The 16,019-nt window shown below is 70.8% G+C and carries 11 protein-coding genes; 8 read left to right on the plus strand and 3 right to left on the minus strand.

Features of this window, described 5'->3' with window-relative positions; all coding sequences use genetic code 11:
* Positions 1-65: 65 nt before the first annotated feature.
* Entirely contained in the window at positions 66-2,768 is a 2,703-nt protein-coding gene (gene ppdK, locus O1R50_RS25325; RefSeq protein WP_270113042.1) for a pyruvate, phosphate dikinase, read from the minus strand.
* A 530-nt stretch (positions 2,769-3,298) separates the two neighbouring features.
* On the opposite strand from ppdK, the gene O1R50_RS25330 reads away from it, so the two are divergent.
* Entirely contained in the window at positions 3,299-3,940 is a 642-nt protein-coding gene (locus O1R50_RS25330; RefSeq protein ID WP_270113043.1) for a response regulator, read from the plus strand.
* Positions 3,941-3,964: 24 nt separating this feature from the next.
* On the opposite strand, the gene O1R50_RS25335 is transcribed toward O1R50_RS25330, so the two are convergent.
* On the minus strand, positions 3,965-5,197 hold the full coding sequence (locus tag O1R50_RS25335) for a GAF domain-containing sensor histidine kinase (protein ID WP_270113044.1): 1,233 nt from the start codon (positions 5,195-5,197) through the stop codon (positions 3,965-3,967).
* A gap of 146 nt (positions 5,198-5,343) precedes the next feature.
* Between O1R50_RS25335 and O1R50_RS25340 the strand changes: the two genes are divergently transcribed.
* Both O1R50_RS25340 and O1R50_RS25345 read left to right on the plus strand, forming a co-directional pair.
* Positions 5,344-7,722, plus strand: coding sequence for a phosphoketolase family protein (locus O1R50_RS25340; protein WP_270113045.1), 2,379 nt, complete (start codon positions 5,344-5,346; stop codon positions 7,720-7,722).
* 239 nt (positions 7,723-7,961) lie between these two features.
* A complete protein-coding gene (locus tag O1R50_RS25345; RefSeq protein ID WP_270113046.1) occupies positions 7,962-10,691 on the plus strand; it encodes a cation-transporting P-type ATPase in 2,730 nt (909 codons plus the stop codon).
* Positions 10,692-10,881: 190 nt separating this feature from the next.
* Here O1R50_RS25345 and O1R50_RS25350 read toward each other — a convergent pair whose 3' ends face one another.
* Positions 10,882-11,325 carry a universal stress protein gene (locus O1R50_RS25350; protein WP_270113047.1) on the minus strand — a complete coding sequence of 148 codons (444 nt, stop codon included), beginning with the start codon at positions 11,323-11,325 and terminating at the stop codon, positions 10,882-10,884.
* A gap of 449 nt (positions 11,326-11,774) precedes the next feature.
* Between O1R50_RS25350 and O1R50_RS25355 the strand changes: the two genes are divergently transcribed.
* The 5 genes from O1R50_RS25355 to O1R50_RS25375 all read left to right on the plus strand — a co-directional run bounded on the left by O1R50_RS25355 (position 11,775) and on the right by O1R50_RS25375 (position 15,923).
* Positions 11,775-12,215, plus strand: a complete 441-nt coding sequence (locus tag O1R50_RS25355; protein WP_270113048.1) for a universal stress protein — start codon at positions 11,775-11,777, stop codon at positions 12,213-12,215.
* Positions 12,216-12,270: 55 nt separating this feature from the next.
* Positions 12,271-13,341, plus strand: coding sequence for a 2-hydroxyacid dehydrogenase (locus O1R50_RS25360; RefSeq protein ID WP_270113049.1), 1,071 nt, complete (start codon positions 12,271-12,273; stop codon positions 13,339-13,341).
* 10 nt (positions 13,342-13,351) lie between these two features.
* Positions 13,352-13,783, plus strand: a complete 432-nt coding sequence (locus tag O1R50_RS25365; RefSeq protein ID WP_270113050.1) for a universal stress protein — start codon at positions 13,352-13,354, stop codon at positions 13,781-13,783.
* 157 nt (positions 13,784-13,940) lie between these two features.
* Positions 13,941-15,200, plus strand: coding sequence for an NAD(P)/FAD-dependent oxidoreductase (locus O1R50_RS25370; RefSeq protein ID WP_270113051.1), 1,260 nt, complete (start codon positions 13,941-13,943; stop codon positions 15,198-15,200).
* Between the two features lie 195 nt (positions 15,201-15,395).
* Positions 15,396-15,923, plus strand: coding sequence for a hypothetical protein (locus tag O1R50_RS25375; protein WP_270113052.1), 528 nt, complete (start codon positions 15,396-15,398; stop codon positions 15,921-15,923).
* Positions 15,924-16,019 lie beyond the last annotated feature (96 nt).

Below are 16,019 nucleotides of genomic sequence, written 5' to 3' on the forward strand. Positions count from 1 at the left end.
TGAATGAACTTCGGCCGCACCCGGGGGCCTGGGAGCCGAGCCCGACTGGATCCCGGTCGCACGGATCAGCGCGTGTCCGTGTCCCCCTTCTCTGCGGCGACGGCCGCCCTGCCGGCTTCGAGTCGGGCGATGGGGACGCGGAACGGCGAGCAGGAGACGTAGTCGAGGCCGATGCGGTCGAAGAAGCGGACTGAGGACGGATCGCCGCCGTGCTCGCCGCAGACGCCGATGACGAGGTCGCGGTTGGCGGCCCGGCCCTCTTCGACCGCGAGCTCGACGAGTCGGCCGACCCCCTCCTCGTCGAGGGACTCGAACGGGGAGTCGGCGAAGACGCCCTTGGCGAAGTAGACGGGGAAGAAGGAGCCCTCGACGTCGTCGCGGGAGAACCCCCAGGTCGTCTGCGTAAGGTCGTTGGTCCCGAACGAGAAGAACGCAGCGCGCTCGGCGATGCGCCCGGCCGTCAGCGCGGCTCGGGGCAGTTCGATCATCGTGCCGATCGCCGCGTCCACGGCGATGCCGGTCTCGACGGCGACCTCGTCGAGGACACGGCGGATCTCGGCGTGCATGAGGTCGAACTCTTCGACGCTGCCGATGAGCGGCACCATGATCTCCGGGCGCGGGTCGCCGCCGGCCTTGATGCGGGCCGTGGCGGCGAGCGCGATGGCGCGGACCTGGACGGCCACCAGGCCCGGGACGACCAGGCCGAGCCGTACACCGCGCAACCCGAGCATCGGGTTCTGCTCGTGGAGGCGGCGCACGGCCGCCAGGAGCCGGATGTCGGTCTCGTCGGACTCGCCGCGTGCTTCGGCCAGCGCGACCTTGACGGACAGCTCGGTGAAGTCGGGCAGGAACTCGTGCAGCGGCGGGTCCAGGAGCCGGATCGTGACCGGCAGCCCGTCCATGGCGGCGAAGACGCCGGTGAAGTCCCCGAGCTGGAGCGGGAGGAGTTCGGCAAGCGCACTGTCGCGTTCGTCCTCAGTGTCGGCGATGACGAGCCGCTCGACCAAGCGGCGGCGCTCGCCGAGGAACATGTGCTCGGTGCGGCACAGGCCGATGCCGTCGGCGCCGAAGCGCCGGGCTCTGGCGGCGTCCGCGGGTGTGTCGGCGTTGGCGTGGACGCCGAGGTGCCGGCGTTCGTCGGCGTACGTCATCATGCGGGCGACTGCGTGGACCACGGGATCGGCGCGGCGCTGCTCGCGGGTGAGGCGGCCTTCGAAGTACTCCACGACCGGGGGCGGGACGACGGGGATCGCCCCGGCGTAGACGGCTCCGGTGGCGCCGTCGATGGAGACGATGTCGCCTTCGCGCACGGCGGTGCCGCCGGGGGTCGTGAACTGCTTGCGGTCGTAGTCGATCTGGAGGTCGTCGGCGCCGACGACGCAGGTCTTGCCCATGCCGCGGGCGGCGACGGCGGGGTGCGAGGTCTTGCCGCCGCGGCTGGTGAGGACGCCGGCGGCGGCGATGATGCCGGGGAGGTCGTCCGGGCTGGTCTCCCGCCGGACCAGGATGGTCGGGCCGTCGTGCCGTTCGGCGGTGGCGGCGTCGAAGACGGCCGCGCCGACGGCGGCTCCGGGTGAGGCGGGCACGCCGGCGGCGATCGGTTCAGCCTTCGCTTCGGTGTCGAACTGGGGGAACATCAGCTGTGAGAGCTGCTCGGCGGTAACGCGGCCGAGGGCTTCCTCGACGCTGATGCGGTTGTCGTCGACCAGCTGGAGCGCGATGCGGAAGGCCGCTGCGGCGGTGCGCTTGCCGATGCGGGTCTGAAGCATCCACAAGCGCCCGTGTTCGATGGTGAACTCGATGTCGCACAGATCCCGGTAGTGCGCTTCGAGTTGCGCCATGATGCGCAGCAGTTCGGTGTAGGCGGCGGGGTCGAGGTGCTCGAGTTGGGCGAGCGGCACGGGTGTGCGGACGCCGGCGACGACGTCTTCGCCTTGGGCGTTCGCGAGGTAGTCGCCGTAGACGCCGGGAGCGCCGGTGGCGGGGTCGCGGGTGAAGGCGACGCCGGTTCCCGAGTCGGGCCCGAGGTTGCCGTAGACCATCGCCATGACATTGACGGCGGTGCCGAGGTCCTCGGGGATGCGTTCGCTGCGGCGATAGACGCGGGCGCGGTCGGTGTTCCAGGAGTCGAAGACGGCGCGGACGGTCATGTCGAGCTGCTCGCGCGGGTCCTGCGGGAAGTCGATCCCGGTGGTGGCGTTGACGATCCGCTTGTAGTCGGCCACGAGGCCGCGCAGGGCCGCAGCGTCCAGGTCGATGTCGCGTCGCGCGCCGCTGCGGTGTTTGGCTTCTTCCAGGGCCTTGGTGAACGCCTCGGCTTCAATGCCCAGGACCGTGGCCCCGAACATCTGGATGAGGCGCCGGTAGGAGTCCCAGGCGAAGCGTTCCCCGCCGGCGGAGGCCAGGCCGAGCACTGCGGCGTCGTTGAGTCCGATGTCCAGGACGGTGTCCATCATGCCGGGCATGGAGAACTTCGCCCCTGAGCGGACGGAGACCAGCAGCGGGTCCTGGGGGTCGCCGAGGCGTTTGCCGCGGTCGGCCTCCAGGCGGGCCAGGTGCTCGTCGATCTCTTCGGCCAGGCCCGGGGGGTCGTCGCTGGTGGCGAGGTAGCGGCGGCACGCCTCGGTGGTGATGGTGAATCCGGGTGGGACCGGCAGTCCGAGGTTGGTCATCTCGGCGAGCCCGGCGCCCTTGCCTCCCAGGAGGTCACGGTGGTCCTTGTCGCCTTCGGCGAAGGCGTACACGTACCTGTGCGTCGTTGCGGTCATCGCACTGCCTTTCTTCGTCAGGTGCTCATGGTTCATCTGATGCCCGAACCGTCCCGTCCAGCTTGGGCCCATCGGCACTCTTGCCGGGGACTAACGGACGAAGCGCTGGACGTCCGGCGGGGTCGTCGGATCTCGGCGCCGACCCCGGTGCCGGTGCGGCTCGCTCCGGCGACCGCGAAGGAGACCGGGTCGAGCAGGGGCCGCAGGGAGAGCCGCTCAGAGGCCCGCTCGCGCTCGCGATGTCGTCGACGAGCGCGCCGTCGAGGTCGGCGGGCGCGACCGGGCGGATGCCGACGATGCGGCCGTCGGCGTCGAGCGCGTCGGCGGGCGCTGGAGGACGGAGGCCTGGCCCCTAGCGGTTTGGGAGCGGCCGATCCGCCCCTGTTCGAGCATCCGGCCCCCGCGGGTGCCCTTCCCAGAGTCGAACGTGCGGTGTCGCGGGGTCCTTGGTCCCTGAAGGGCCTTAAGTCCCTTGCACGACGGACCTCGGGGGGATGGCCCGCGTCCGCGGATCGCTGATACTTGAGGGCATGGACCAAGAACCGATCAGGGTGTTCCTGCTCGACGACCACGAGGTGGTCAGGCGGGGACTGTGCGAACTACTGGAGCGCGACGGCGACATCAAGGTTGTCGGCGAGGCCGCGGACGCGGCGGAGGCCGTCCGGCGCTTCCCCGCCGCCAGGCCGGACGTGGCGGTGCTGGACGCGCAGCTGCCCGACGGCAGCGGCGTCGACGTGTGCCGCAAGATCAAGGAGACCGACCCGGGCATCGCCGTGGTCATCCTGACCTCCTATGAGGACGATGCGACGCTGTTCGCCGCGATCGAGGCCGGGGCGGCCGGGTTCCTGCTCAAGCAGGTGCGCGGCAACGATCTTGTCGAGGGCGTGCGCACGCTCGCCGCCGGCGGGTCGCTGCTGGACGCCCGTATGACCGGCGCGGTGCTGGAACGGCTGCGAACCGGCCCGCCGACAGCCCCGGAGCTGGACCTGCTCTCCGAGCAGGAGCAGCGCATCCTCGAGCTCATCGGCAACGGGTTGACCAATCGGCAGATCGCCGAACGGATGCACTTGGCCGAGAAGACCGTGAAGAACTATGTGACCCGTGTGCTCGGCAAGCTCGGCCTGGAGCGGCGCACGCAGGCCGCGGTCCTGGCGTCGCGGTTGTTCGGCTGACCGACCGCCGTCCCGGTCCCGCCGTCACTTCGGCGGATCGAGCGGGATCGACCAGCGCAACTCGGTGCCGGATGGTTCGGCCGGGAGGATCGTGAACTCGCCGCCGAGCGACTCGGTCCGGGAGGCCAGGTTCGCCAGTCCCCGGCGCGGCGCCTGCGCGGGCATGCCGACGCCGTCGTCGGTCACCCGCATGCGCAGCACCGCCTCCTCGACCGCGATCCGGACGCTCACCTGCCGTGCCTTCGCGTGGCGGGCGGCGTTGGACAGTGCCTCGCGCAGCATCGCGAGCATCTCGATCCGCACCAGCTCGGGCACGTCGTCGTCGACCGGCCCTGCGAACTCCACCTGCGGCGTAAACCCCAGATGGTGGCGCACCACGCCCACAAGGCCCCGGACGGTCTGCGAGAACGCCTGGTCGGCGTCGGTGTGGAGGCTGAAGATCGCCGCGCGCAGATCGGAGATGGCGCCGTCGATCTCGTCCACCGCCGCGTGCACCCGCTCGGCCGCGACCGGCTCGCCGACCAGGTGCACGATGGACTGCAATTGCAGTCCGGTCGCGAAGAGCCGCTGGATGACCAGGTCGTGGAGGTCGCGGCCGATGCGGTCGCGGTCGCGGAAGACGACCAGGCGCTCCCGCTCGGCCTGGGAGTCCGCGAGCTGCCCGTACAACCGGGCGTTGTCGATGGCGACGCCCGCGGCGGCCGCGAGGGCCTTGATGATGTCCTCGTCGTCGTCGGTGAACTGACCGCCGCCGCGCTTGTCGGTCAGGTACAGGTTCCCCCAGGCCTTCTCGCCGACCTTCACCGGCACGCCGAGGAATGTCCGCATAGGAGGGTGGCCGGGCGGGAAGCCGACCGAGGCGGGGTGCTTGGAGAGGTCTTCGAGGCGCAGCGGCTCGGGCACGTCGATGATGTGACCGAGGATTCCCCGGCCGGTAGGCGGATCGCCGAGCGCGACGATCTCCGCTTCGGTGAGGCCGTGGGTGCGGAAGTCGGCCAGGCCCCCGGAGTCGTCCAGGACACCGAGCGCCCCGTAGCGGGCGTCAACGAGGGTGCACGCGGCGGCCACGATCCGGTCGAGGATCGCGGCGAGTTCAAGGTCGGACCCGATGCCGATCACGGCGTCGAGCAGCGCACGCAGCCGTTCGCGGCCCAGCACGATCTCGCCGATCCGCGACGAGAGCTCCCCCAGCAGGTCGTCGATCGGCAGGTCGTGCAGGCGTGATTCGCCATGGGGTTTGGGCGGCGTGGGGTCCATGGCTCGATCGTATCGACTTCCCTTCGGAACACAAGGGATGCCCGGCTTTGGGCCCGCGCAGTGGGGACTTCCGTCCCTGCCGCGCGGCAGCCGCGGCGGCGAGGCTGGAAACGCACCGAAGAACGACTACCCCAACGGAGTCACCGATGGACACCACCCTCCCCGCGGCGCTGCCCGAGGCGCGCCTGCGCCAGATCGACGCCTATTGGCGGGCCGCGAACTACCTCACCGTCGGCCAGATCTACCTGCTCGACAACCCGCTGCTGCGGGAGCCGCTGCGCCCCGAGCACATCAAGCCGCGCCTGCTCGGCCACTGGGGCACCAGCCCGGCCCTCAACCTGGTCTACGCGCACCTCAACCGGTGCATCACCGAGAAGGGCCTCGACATGGTCTACATGGCCGGGCCCGGCCACGGCGGCCCGGCGATGCTCGCCAACACCTGGTTGGAGGGCACCTACTCCGAGCACCACCCCTCGGTCAGCCGCGACGAGGCCGGCATGTCCCGGCTGTTCCGCCAGTTCTCCTTCCCCGGCGGCGTCCCCAGCCACGCCGCCCCCGAAGTGCCCGGCTCCATCCACGAAGGCGGCGAACTGGGCTACGCGCTCATGCACGCCTACGGTGCCGCGTTCGACAACCCCGACCTCACAGTCGCGTGCGTCATCGGCGACGGCGAGGCTGAGACCGGCCCGCTGGCCGCCTCCTGGCTCTCGAACGTGTTCCTCAACCCGGCCCGTGACGGCGCGGTCCTGCCGATCCTCAACCTCAACGGCTACAAGATCGCCAACCCAACCGTGCTCGACCGCATCCCCCGCAAGGACCTCCTGTCGATGATGCGCGGCTTCGGCTACGAGCCGCACCTCGTGGAAGGCGACGACCCCTCGACGATCCACCGGGCCCTGGCGGCGACGCTCGACACTGTGTTCGACCGGATTGCCGCGATCCAGCACGAGGCCCGCTCGGGCGGCGCGGTGGAGCGGCCGCGCTGGCCGATGATCGTGCTGCGCACGCCGAAGGGCTGGACCGGTCCGCGTGAACTCCGCGGCGTGCCGGTCGAGGGCACCTGGCGCTCGCACCAGGTGCCGCTGGGGGCGGTCCGGGAGGACCAGGCGCAGCTGAAGGCCCTGGAGGAGTGGCTGCGGTCGTACCACCCCGAGGAGCTGTTCGACGCGACCGGCGCGCCGGCCGCCGAGCTGCGCGTCCAGGCGCCCTGCGGCGAGAAGCGCATGAGCGCCAGCCCGCACGCCAACGGGGGGCTCCTGCTGCGCGACCTGGTGCTCCCGGACTTCCGCGAGTACGGCGTAGCGGTGGACCGGCCCGGCGGTGCGGACGCCGAGGCCACACGGGTCCTCGGCGAATGGGTCCGCGATGTGATCGCCGCGAATCCTGACCGGTTCCGGCTCTTCGGGCCCGACGAGGTCGCCTCCAACCGACTCGGCGCCGCCTTCGAGGTCACCGACCGCGCGTTCAACGCCCGGATCGAACCCGGCGACGACCACCTGGGGCCGGACGGCCGGGTCATGGAGGTGCTCTCGGAGCACCTGTGCCAGGGCTGGCTCGAGGGTTACCTCCTGACCGGGCGGCACGGGCTGTTCACCAGCTATGAGGCGTTCATCCATCTGGTCGACTCCATGTTCAACCAGCACGCCAAGTGGCTCAAGACGACCAACGCTATCCCGTGGCGGCGCCCGATCGCCTCGCTCAACTACCTCTTGTCGAGCCACGTGTGGCGCCAGGACCACAACGGGTTCTCCCACCAGGACCCCGGGTTCATCGACCACGTGGTCAACAAGAAGGCCGAGGTCGTCCGGGTCTACCTGCCGCCGGACGCCAACACCCTGCTGTCCACGATGGACCACTGCCTGCGCAGCCGCCAGTACGTGAACGTCGTGGTCGCCGGCAAGCAGCCGGCCCCGAACTGGCTCACGATGGACGAGGCCGTGCGCCACTGCACGCGGGGCCTGGGCATCTGGGAGTGGGCCTCCAGCGGCGGGGACGGCGAGCCCGACGTGGTGCTCGCCTGCGCCGGCGACGTGCCGACCCTGGAGACCGTGGCCGCGGCCGACCTCCTGCGCCGCCACCTGCCGCACCTGAAGGTGCGCGTGGTCAACGTCGTGGACCTCATGCGGCTCCAGCCCGACACCGCGCACCCGCACGGCCTGCCCGACCGGCAGTACGACGCGCTGTTCACCACCGACAAGCCGGTGATCTTCGCCTTCCACGGCTACCCGTGGCTGATCCACCGGCTCACCTACGGCCGCGCCGGGCACGCGAACCTCCATGTGCGCGGCTACAAGGAGGAGGGCACCACGACCACGCCGTTCGACATGGTCATGCTCAACGACCTCGACCGGTTCACCCTCGTCACCGACGTGATCGACCGGGTGCCGGGCCTCGGCCAGGCCGCGGCCGGGCTGCGCCAGGAGATGGTGGACGCCCGCTTGGCCTGCCGCGAGTACACCCGCGAGCACGGCGTAGACCACCCGGCCGTCGCCGACTGGCGGCCCGGCAGGCCACTGGCCCTGTAACGCAAGGCGAAAAGGGGTCGGACCGGATCGGTCCGCCCCTTTTCGCACCGCCGCCGCGGCGATCCGCGAATCGGGGACGAACGCTGTCCGGCTCGGGACCATCGTCCCCTGCTGGATCGTCCTCCACCCGGCCAAGCTGGCGACATGAGCGAATGCAGACGAGCCGCCGCCGACGAAGCGGCAACGCGACCGGAACCCCGGCGATGCACCGAAAGCCCCTGCACGAGTGGAGCACTCCTATGACCGCCGTGATCGACACGAGCGCGCCCCCCGAATACCACCGCATGACCGCCGACGAAGTGCTCCTCCTGCTGGGCGGCGATCCCCGCACCGGACTGTCCGCTGAAGACGCTAATGCACTGCTTGCCCGGACCGGCCCCAACAGCCTGCCCGCCGCCGCGCGCACCGGCCTGCCGGTGCGCCTCCTGCGGCAGGTCCACAATCCGCTCATCTACGTCCTGCTCGCCGCCGGAGCGATCACCGCGGTGCTCGGCGAGTACGTCGACTCGTCCGTGATCTTCGGCGTGGTCATCGTCAACGCGGCCATCGGCCTCATCCAGGAGTCCAAGGCCGAAGCCGAACTCGCCGGACTCCGCTCGATGGTCCGCACCGACGCCAGGGTCATCCGCGGCGGGCAGGAGCGGACCGTGCCCTCCGAGACACTGGTCCCCGGCGACCTGGTCAAACTCGAGGCAGGCGATAAGGTCCCGGCGGACCTGCGGCTGACGCACGCGGTCGGGCTGCGGGTCGACGAATCGGCGCTGACCGGCGAATCCGAACCGGTGGAGAAGCACGTGGACCCGCTGCCGGAGGCGCTCCCGGTGGCCGACCGGCGCAACATGGCGTACTCGGGCACACTGCTCACCTCCGGGTCCGGCACCGGCGTCGTATGCGCCACCGGCGCCGCCACCCAACTGGGCGAGATCCACCGGCTCATCGGCGCCGCACACACCCTGACGACGCCGCTGACGGCGAAACTCGCCGGATTCAGCCGCCTCCTGACCTTCGGCATCCTCGGCCTCGCCGCCGTCACGTTCGCGGTCGGGCTGCTGCGCGGCCACGACGCGGTCGCGATGTTCACCGCGGCGATCGCACTGGCCGTGGGCGCGATCCCGGAAGGGCTCCCCGCCGCAGTGACGGTCACCCTGGCCATCGGCGTAGCCCGAATGGCGCGGCGGCGGGCCGTCATCAGGCACCTGCCGACGGTCGAGACACTCGGCAGCACCACAGTGATCTGCACCGACAAGACCGGCACGCTCACCGAGAACCAGATGACCGTGCAAGCGATCTGGACGCCCGCGGCCCGGTACGCGGTCACCGGCACCGGCTACGCCCCGGAAGGGACCGTGCGCGACGACACGGGCACTGTGGCGGCCACCGATCGGGACCGGGCCCTGCACTGGACGCTGCTCACCGGCGTCCTCTGCAACGACGCGAGCCTCACCGGCCGCGACGGCGTCTGGAGCGTGGCCGGCGATCCGACCGAAGGGGCGATGCTCACGGCCGCCGCGAAAGCGGGCCTCGACACCGACACCGTCCGCACGCGGTGGCCCCGGGCCGCGGCCCTCCCTTTCAGCTCTGAGCGCCAGTTCATGGCCACCGCGCACCGCGGCCTCGACAGCACCGTAATCGTCCTGGTCAAGGGCGCCGTCGAACGGCTGCTCGAGCGCTGCTCGCTGCAGATGGACGCCGACGGGACGACCCGGCCCCTCGATCACCGCGCAGCGGCCGCCGCCGCGGCGGACCTGGCCGCTCGCGGACTCCGCGTCCTCGCCACCGCCATGCGTCCGAACTGCGCTGAGCCGCAAGAGATCGAGCACCTCGATGAGCTCGCGCTCGGCGACGGCCTGGTCTTCACCGGGCTCCAGGCGATGCTCGACCCGCCGCGTGCAGCTGCGGCCACGGCGGTCGCGGCCTGCCGGAGCGCCGGCATCGCCGTCAAGATGATCACCGGCGACCACGCTGCCACCGCCACGGCCATCGCCCGCCAAGTAGGGCTGCTGGAAACCGGGGACGCCCGCGTCGTCCTGACCGGCACCGAGCTGGCCGCCGTCCCCGACGGCGAACTCGCCGAAGTGGCGCATCGGAACGGCGTGTTCGCGCGCGTCTCCCCCGAGCAGAAACTGCGCCTGGTCGCCGCGCTCCAAGAGCGCGGGCACGTGGTCGCGATGACCGGCGACGGCGTCAACGACGCACCCGCGCTCCGCCAGGCCGGAATCGGGGTCGCCATGGGCGCCAGCGGCACCGACGTCGCAAAGGAAGCCGCCGACATGGTCCTCACCGACGACGACTTCGCGACCGTCGAGGCCGCGGTCGAAGAGGGCCGCGGCGTGTTCGACAACCTGACCAAGTTCATCACCTGGACGCTGCCCACGAACCTCGGCGAAGGCCTGGTGATCCTGGCGGCCATCATGTTCGGAGCGGCCCTGCCGATCCTGCCGAGCCAGATCCTGTGGATCAACATGACCACCGCGGTCGCCCTGGGCCTCATGCTCGCCTTCGAACCCAAGGAGCCCGGGATCATGACCCGGCCGCCGCGAAAACCCGGCCAGCCGCTATTCACCGGGGCGCTGATACTCCGGACCGCGCTCGTCTCGGTCCTGCTCGTGGCCGGCGCATGGTGGTTGTTCAACTGGGAGCTCGCGAACGGTGCCGACATCGCCCAAGCCCGGACCGCCGCTGTGAACGTCTTCGTCACCGTCCAGGCGTTCTATCTCTTCAGCTGCCGCTCCTTGACGCAGTCGGCTTGGCGGATCGGCATGTTCACGAACCCGTGGATCATCGTCGGCATCGCCGTCCAGGCGGCCGGGCAGCTCGCCATCACCTACACGCCGGCGATGAACGCCGTGTTCGACACCGCCCCCATCGGCGCCGACGTGTGGCTGCGCATCCTCGCCATCGCCGCGGCGACCAGTCTCATAGTGTCCGTCGAGAAAGGACTGCGGACACGCGCGGGCAGCGCCGCCTGAGCACTGATGCCACGAATACGGGCCGGGGCCCCCGCGCCGCGGGGGCGCGCCCCCACGTGTGGGGGGGCGGTTTGGGGGCGGTGTGGGCGCCCCCCCCGGGGGGCCCCCCCCCCCCGCCCCCCCCCCCCCCCCACCCCCCCCCCCCCCCCCGCCGGGGGCGCCCCGCCCCACATTGTGTGCGGGTCAGTAGTCAGTCGGCTGTGCGGACGACGAGGACCGGGCAGTGGGCGTGGCTGACGCAGTACTGGCTCACCGACCCGACGAGCGCGCCCACGAACGACCCGTGGCCGCGGCTCCCGACGATGAGCATGTGGGCGCCCTCGGACTGCCTGATCAGCACCCGCGCCGGGTGGCCCTCGACCACGTGCCGCTGCACCCGCACCGAGGGGTGCTCGGCAGTGGTCTTCTCCACGGCGTTGTCGAGGAAGCGCCGCGCCTCCGCGGCGAAATCGCTCGCGGCCACAACCGTCGCCCCCGAACCGTAGGCGTAGGGGTACTGCCACGCGTGGACCGCGGTGACCTCCAGATGCAGCTTCTCGGCATAGGCGAGCGCCCATTCGAACGCCTGCTGCGACGACGCCGAGCCGTCGACGCCGACGACGATGCGGCCGTCGGCGTGGTTGAAGTCCTTCATGGCTCTTCCTCTCTCTTGCATGGCCTTCACCTGCAAGTCTTCTCGCGCGAGCGATGCCGATGCAGAGCCGAAAGTCCCCAATAGGCGGTGCCTCTGGTCCACGCTCCCGAGGCGGAGCGCGCGGGCACCGGCGCTCGCCGCCCCGCGTTCGCGCGATCCGGCCGCGCGACGCTGCTACGGTCGAATCGAGGGCGCGAGCCCCCTGTCATGGAATCGAGCCGCCACCGGCGAGACGGCCGGCGGCAGGCAGCGCGGAGGCTGATGTGGAGCACGAGCGAGAGCCGGTCCAACTGGATCCCAAGTCGCGAAGTGACCGGCCTGCGCCTGAGCATCACCCACTGAGTCCGCTTCCGCTTCTCGTGACCACCGGCCCCTGGACGAGGGACCTTCGGCACTGATTCAGCGCTCCCGCCGCGGCGAGACTGGAGACCGAGAGGAAGGAGCGGGTCATGTCGAACCGCAGTCAGGAGCAAGGCATCGTCGTCGGCGTCGACGGATCGGCCTCGTCGAAGCAGGCCCTCGCATGGGCGCTGCGCCACGCCGACACCGCCGGTCTGCCGATAACGGCGGTCCTGGCATGGGAGATCCCGGCCAACTACGGGACCGCGGCGATGGTGCTGCCCGCGGCGGAGTTCGCCGACGAGGCCCAGCGCGCACTCAAGCAGGTGGTGGACGAGGCCGCGGCGGCGTTCCCGAACGTGCAGGTGGAGTCGCGGATCGTGGAAGGCCACCCCGCGAAGAACCTGCTGAAAGAGGCCGAGCACGCGCAGCTGCTCGTGGTCGGCTCGCGCGGGCACGGCGGATTCGTCGGAACGATCCTCGGCTCGGTGAGCCAGTACTGCGTCACCCACGCCAAGTGCCCCGTCCTGGTGCTCCGCGGCGCCGAATGAGACCGGTGCGCCGGCGGCGCGTTTCCGCCGCCGCACCCACGAAAGGAGGCCCGCCATGAGGGTGGCCGTGTACAGCACCAAACCGTACGACAAGACGTCCTTGCACGACGCCGACCGCGACGGCTCGCACGACCTGGTGTTCCTCGAGCCCCGCCTGAACCGCGACACCGCCGCCCTCGCGGAAGGGTGCGAGGCGGTGTGCGCGTTCGTCAACGACGATCTCGACGCCGCGACCCTCGCGGTTTTGGCCGAGCGCGGGGTGGGGTTCGTCGCACTGCGGTCGGCCGGGTTCAACCACGTCGATCTGCGGGCCGCCGCCGAGGTCGGCATAGCGGTCGCGCGGGTCCCGGACTACTCGCCGTATGCGGTCGCCGAGCATTGCGCGGCGCTGGTCCTGGCACTCAACAGGAAGACGCATCGGGCGTACAACCGGATCCGCGAGCACAACTTCGCTCTCACGGGCCTGCTCGGCTTCGACCTGCACGGCCGCACCGTTGGCGTCGTCGGGACCGGGAAGATCGGGCTGTGCTTCGTGCGGATCATGGCCGGGTTCGGGTGCCGCGTCCTCGCCTACGACCCGTACCCGAGCGGAGCCGCCCGCGAGGCCGGTGCCGAGTACACGGGCCTCGACGAGCTGCTCGCGGCCTCGAACATCGTTTCTCTGCACTGCCCGCTGACACCTGAGACGTTCCATCTGATCGACCGCGAGCGGATCGCGATCATGCGTCCCGGAGCGATGCTGGTGAACACCAGCCGCGGAGCCCTCGTGGACACGGCCGCCGTGGTCGAAGGCCTCAAGAGCGGCCGGATCGGCCACCTCGGCCTGGACGTGTACGAGGAGGAAGCCGGGCTGTTCTTCGAAGACCTCTCCGACCAGGTCATCGGCGACGACGCCTTCGACCGGCTCAACGCCTTCCCGAACGTGCTCATCACCGGCCACCAAGCGTTCTTCACCGCTGAGGCCATTGAGGCGATCGCGGCAACGACGATCGCGAACCTCACCGCGTTCGAACGCGACGGCGTCGGGCTCCACCCGGTGTCGATCGGCGAAGGCCCGAGCCCTGAACCGAGCAGCACAGCACAACGGCCGGAGCAACGTCCGGCACGAATCGCAACAGTCGCATAAGGAGCAACCAATGGTGGACCAGGAACCCGAACGCATCGTCGTGGCGATCGACGGCTCACCGCCGTCGCTCGACGCCCTGCGGTGGGCGATCGACCACGCTGACCGCCTCGGCGCCGTCGTCGAAGCACTGCACGTCTGGCAGATCCCCAACGAGTACGGCGTCCCCGTACCGCGCGTGCCCGGCGAGAACTTCGAGGGCACCGCCAAACGCGCCCTGCAAGGCTCGATCGACGAAGTCCTCGCCGGCCGGACCAACGCACCGGTCGAGGCGGCGACCCTCCAGGGCTATCCGCCCAAAATCCTGGTCGAACGCTCGAAAACCGCAGACCTGCTGGTCGTCGGCAGCCGCGGGCGCGGCGCGTTCGCCGGCACCCTGCTCGGCTCCGTCAGCCTCCACTGCGTCACCCACGCCGAATGCCCGGTCGTCGTCGTCCGGGGCTGAAAACGACGACACGCACGGGCCGCGACCGATGGTCGCGGCCCGTCGGCGTCCGTTCAGAAGGGACCGAGGTCCCTGCACCCGGGGCGTTTGGTCGCTGTGACGGCACCGCCCGAACTGGTGACATGGAGGGGTGAACACACAACTTCGGGAGGATGCCTTGGACACCAAGCCTCGAGTGGTCGTCGTCGGCGGCGGACTGGCCGGCATGGAAACGCTCTTCACCCTGCGCCAGCGCCTGGGCGACCGGGTCGACTTGACACTGGTCGCCGACCGGGACGATTTCGAGTTCCGGCCCAGCACGGTCTACGTGCCCTTCGGCGGCGCCGAAGACGACCTGCAGATCCCGGTCACGGCGCCGGCCGAGCGGCAGGGGATCGCCGTGGTGCACGGCGAGCTGGCGTGGGTCGAGACCGAGCCGAAACGGCTCGCGCTCACCGACGGGCACCTCCTCGACTACGACTACCTGGTCCTGGCCACCGGCGCCGCGATGCGGCCCGAGCGGATCCCGGGACTCGCCGAGCACGCCCACCTGGTCGGCTCGCTGGAGCAGATGCGCCAGCTCGGGCGGACCCTGCGGCGCGTGCGCGATGCGGCAGTGGACGGCTCACCGCAGCACGTGCTGTTCCTGGTGCCGCCGGGCAACGCCTGGCCGGGCCCGGTGTACGAGCTCGCGTTCATGTTGGAGACCTGGCTGCGCCGCTCCCGCGTGCGCGACCTGGTGTGCCTGACGTTCGTCACGTTCGAGGACCGCTACCTGGAGGCGTTCGGCACCGGCTTGCACGCGGTGATCGGCGAGGAGTTCACGGGGCGCGGCATCATCAGCCACACCCAGGCGGCGGTGGTCGGCGTTGAGCCGCACCTGGTCCGCTTCGCCGACAAGACCGCGCACACCTTCGACGTGCTCGTCTCCACCGCGCCCCACGCCGCCGCCGTCGACTACGAGGGCCTGCCGACGGACTGGAACGGGTTCCTGCTGACCGAACCGGGGACCCGCCGGGTTCGGTGCACCGACGCGGTCTACGCCCCCGGCGACGCCGGCGACTTCCCCGTCAAGCTCGGCTACCTCTCGCTGCTCCAGGCCGACGCGGTCGCCGACGACATCACCGCGCGGATCGACCCCACCGCGATCGGCGAGCCGCGGCAGTTCGACCCGGTGGGGCTGTTCGTCCTCGAGATGCTCGACGAGGCCGTGTTCGCGCAGACGCCACTGGCACTGACCGGCGAGCCCATCCGGGCCCGCCGCGGACAGCGCGTGGGCGTCTCCCCTATCTGGCACCTGGGCAAGAAGACCCTCGGCGCCTACCTGCCGCAGCAGTTCCGCGCCGGACGGCCGGTCCACGGCGGCCTCCACCAGGAGGCGGTCACCTTCGGCTTGAAGGGCTTGTCGAAGACCTTGTCGGACACAGTGAACGAGTGATCCTCAGGTCGCCGTGCCGGTCGCTCCAGGCGGTCGTCCCCAAGGGAGACGACCGCCTTTCCACTGTCCGCCTCCGGCGAACCACGGGACCTTCGTCCCCCGAAGACCCGCCCTCCGGCCTCTGCATTCCAACGCTGAGCTGCGGTTTCCTTGAAGTGTCACCGGATACGGTGCCCCGATTGGAAAGGAACTCCGATGACTGCCACCGCTACCACCACCGTCCGAGCCGCCGCCGCGACCACGCCCGCCGCATACGTCTGGGCGGGCCTGCGCATCGCGCTGGGCTGGGTCTTCCTCTGGGCCTTCCTGGACAAGACGTTCGGCCTCGGGTTCGCCACCGAGGTGGAGGCCGCCTGGATCGAGGGCGGCAGCCCCACCGAGGGCTTCCTGGCCTTCGGCACCAAGGGCCCGTTCGCGGACTTCTACCAGGGCATGGCCGGCGCCACCTTCGCCGACTGGCTGTTCATGATCGGCCTCCTCGGCATCGGCCTCGCGCTGATCTTGGGCGTCGGCATGCGCATCGCCGTCGTCGCCGGGGCCCTCCTGCTGGTCCTCATGTGGACCGCTGCCCTGTGGCCCGAGAACAACCCGTTCATGGACGACCACCTCGTCTATGCCGGCCTCCTCATCGGCCTCGCCCTCGCCCGCGCCGAGGACACCCTCGGCCTCGGCAAGACCTGGGGCAACCTTCCCTTCGTCAAGAAGAACCCCTGGCTCAAGTAACGCCGGATGAAGAAGAGCGGGGCGCGCCCGCGAGGGGGCGGCCCGCGGGGGTGGACGCGGGCAAGTAATAGGAGCGGGCTGGGCGCACCCCCGGAC

The organism is Glycomyces luteolus, from assembly GCF_027622875.1.
In the GTDB taxonomy this organism is placed as follows: domain Bacteria; phylum Actinomycetota; class Actinomycetes; order Mycobacteriales; family Micromonosporaceae; genus Glycomyces; species Glycomyces luteolus.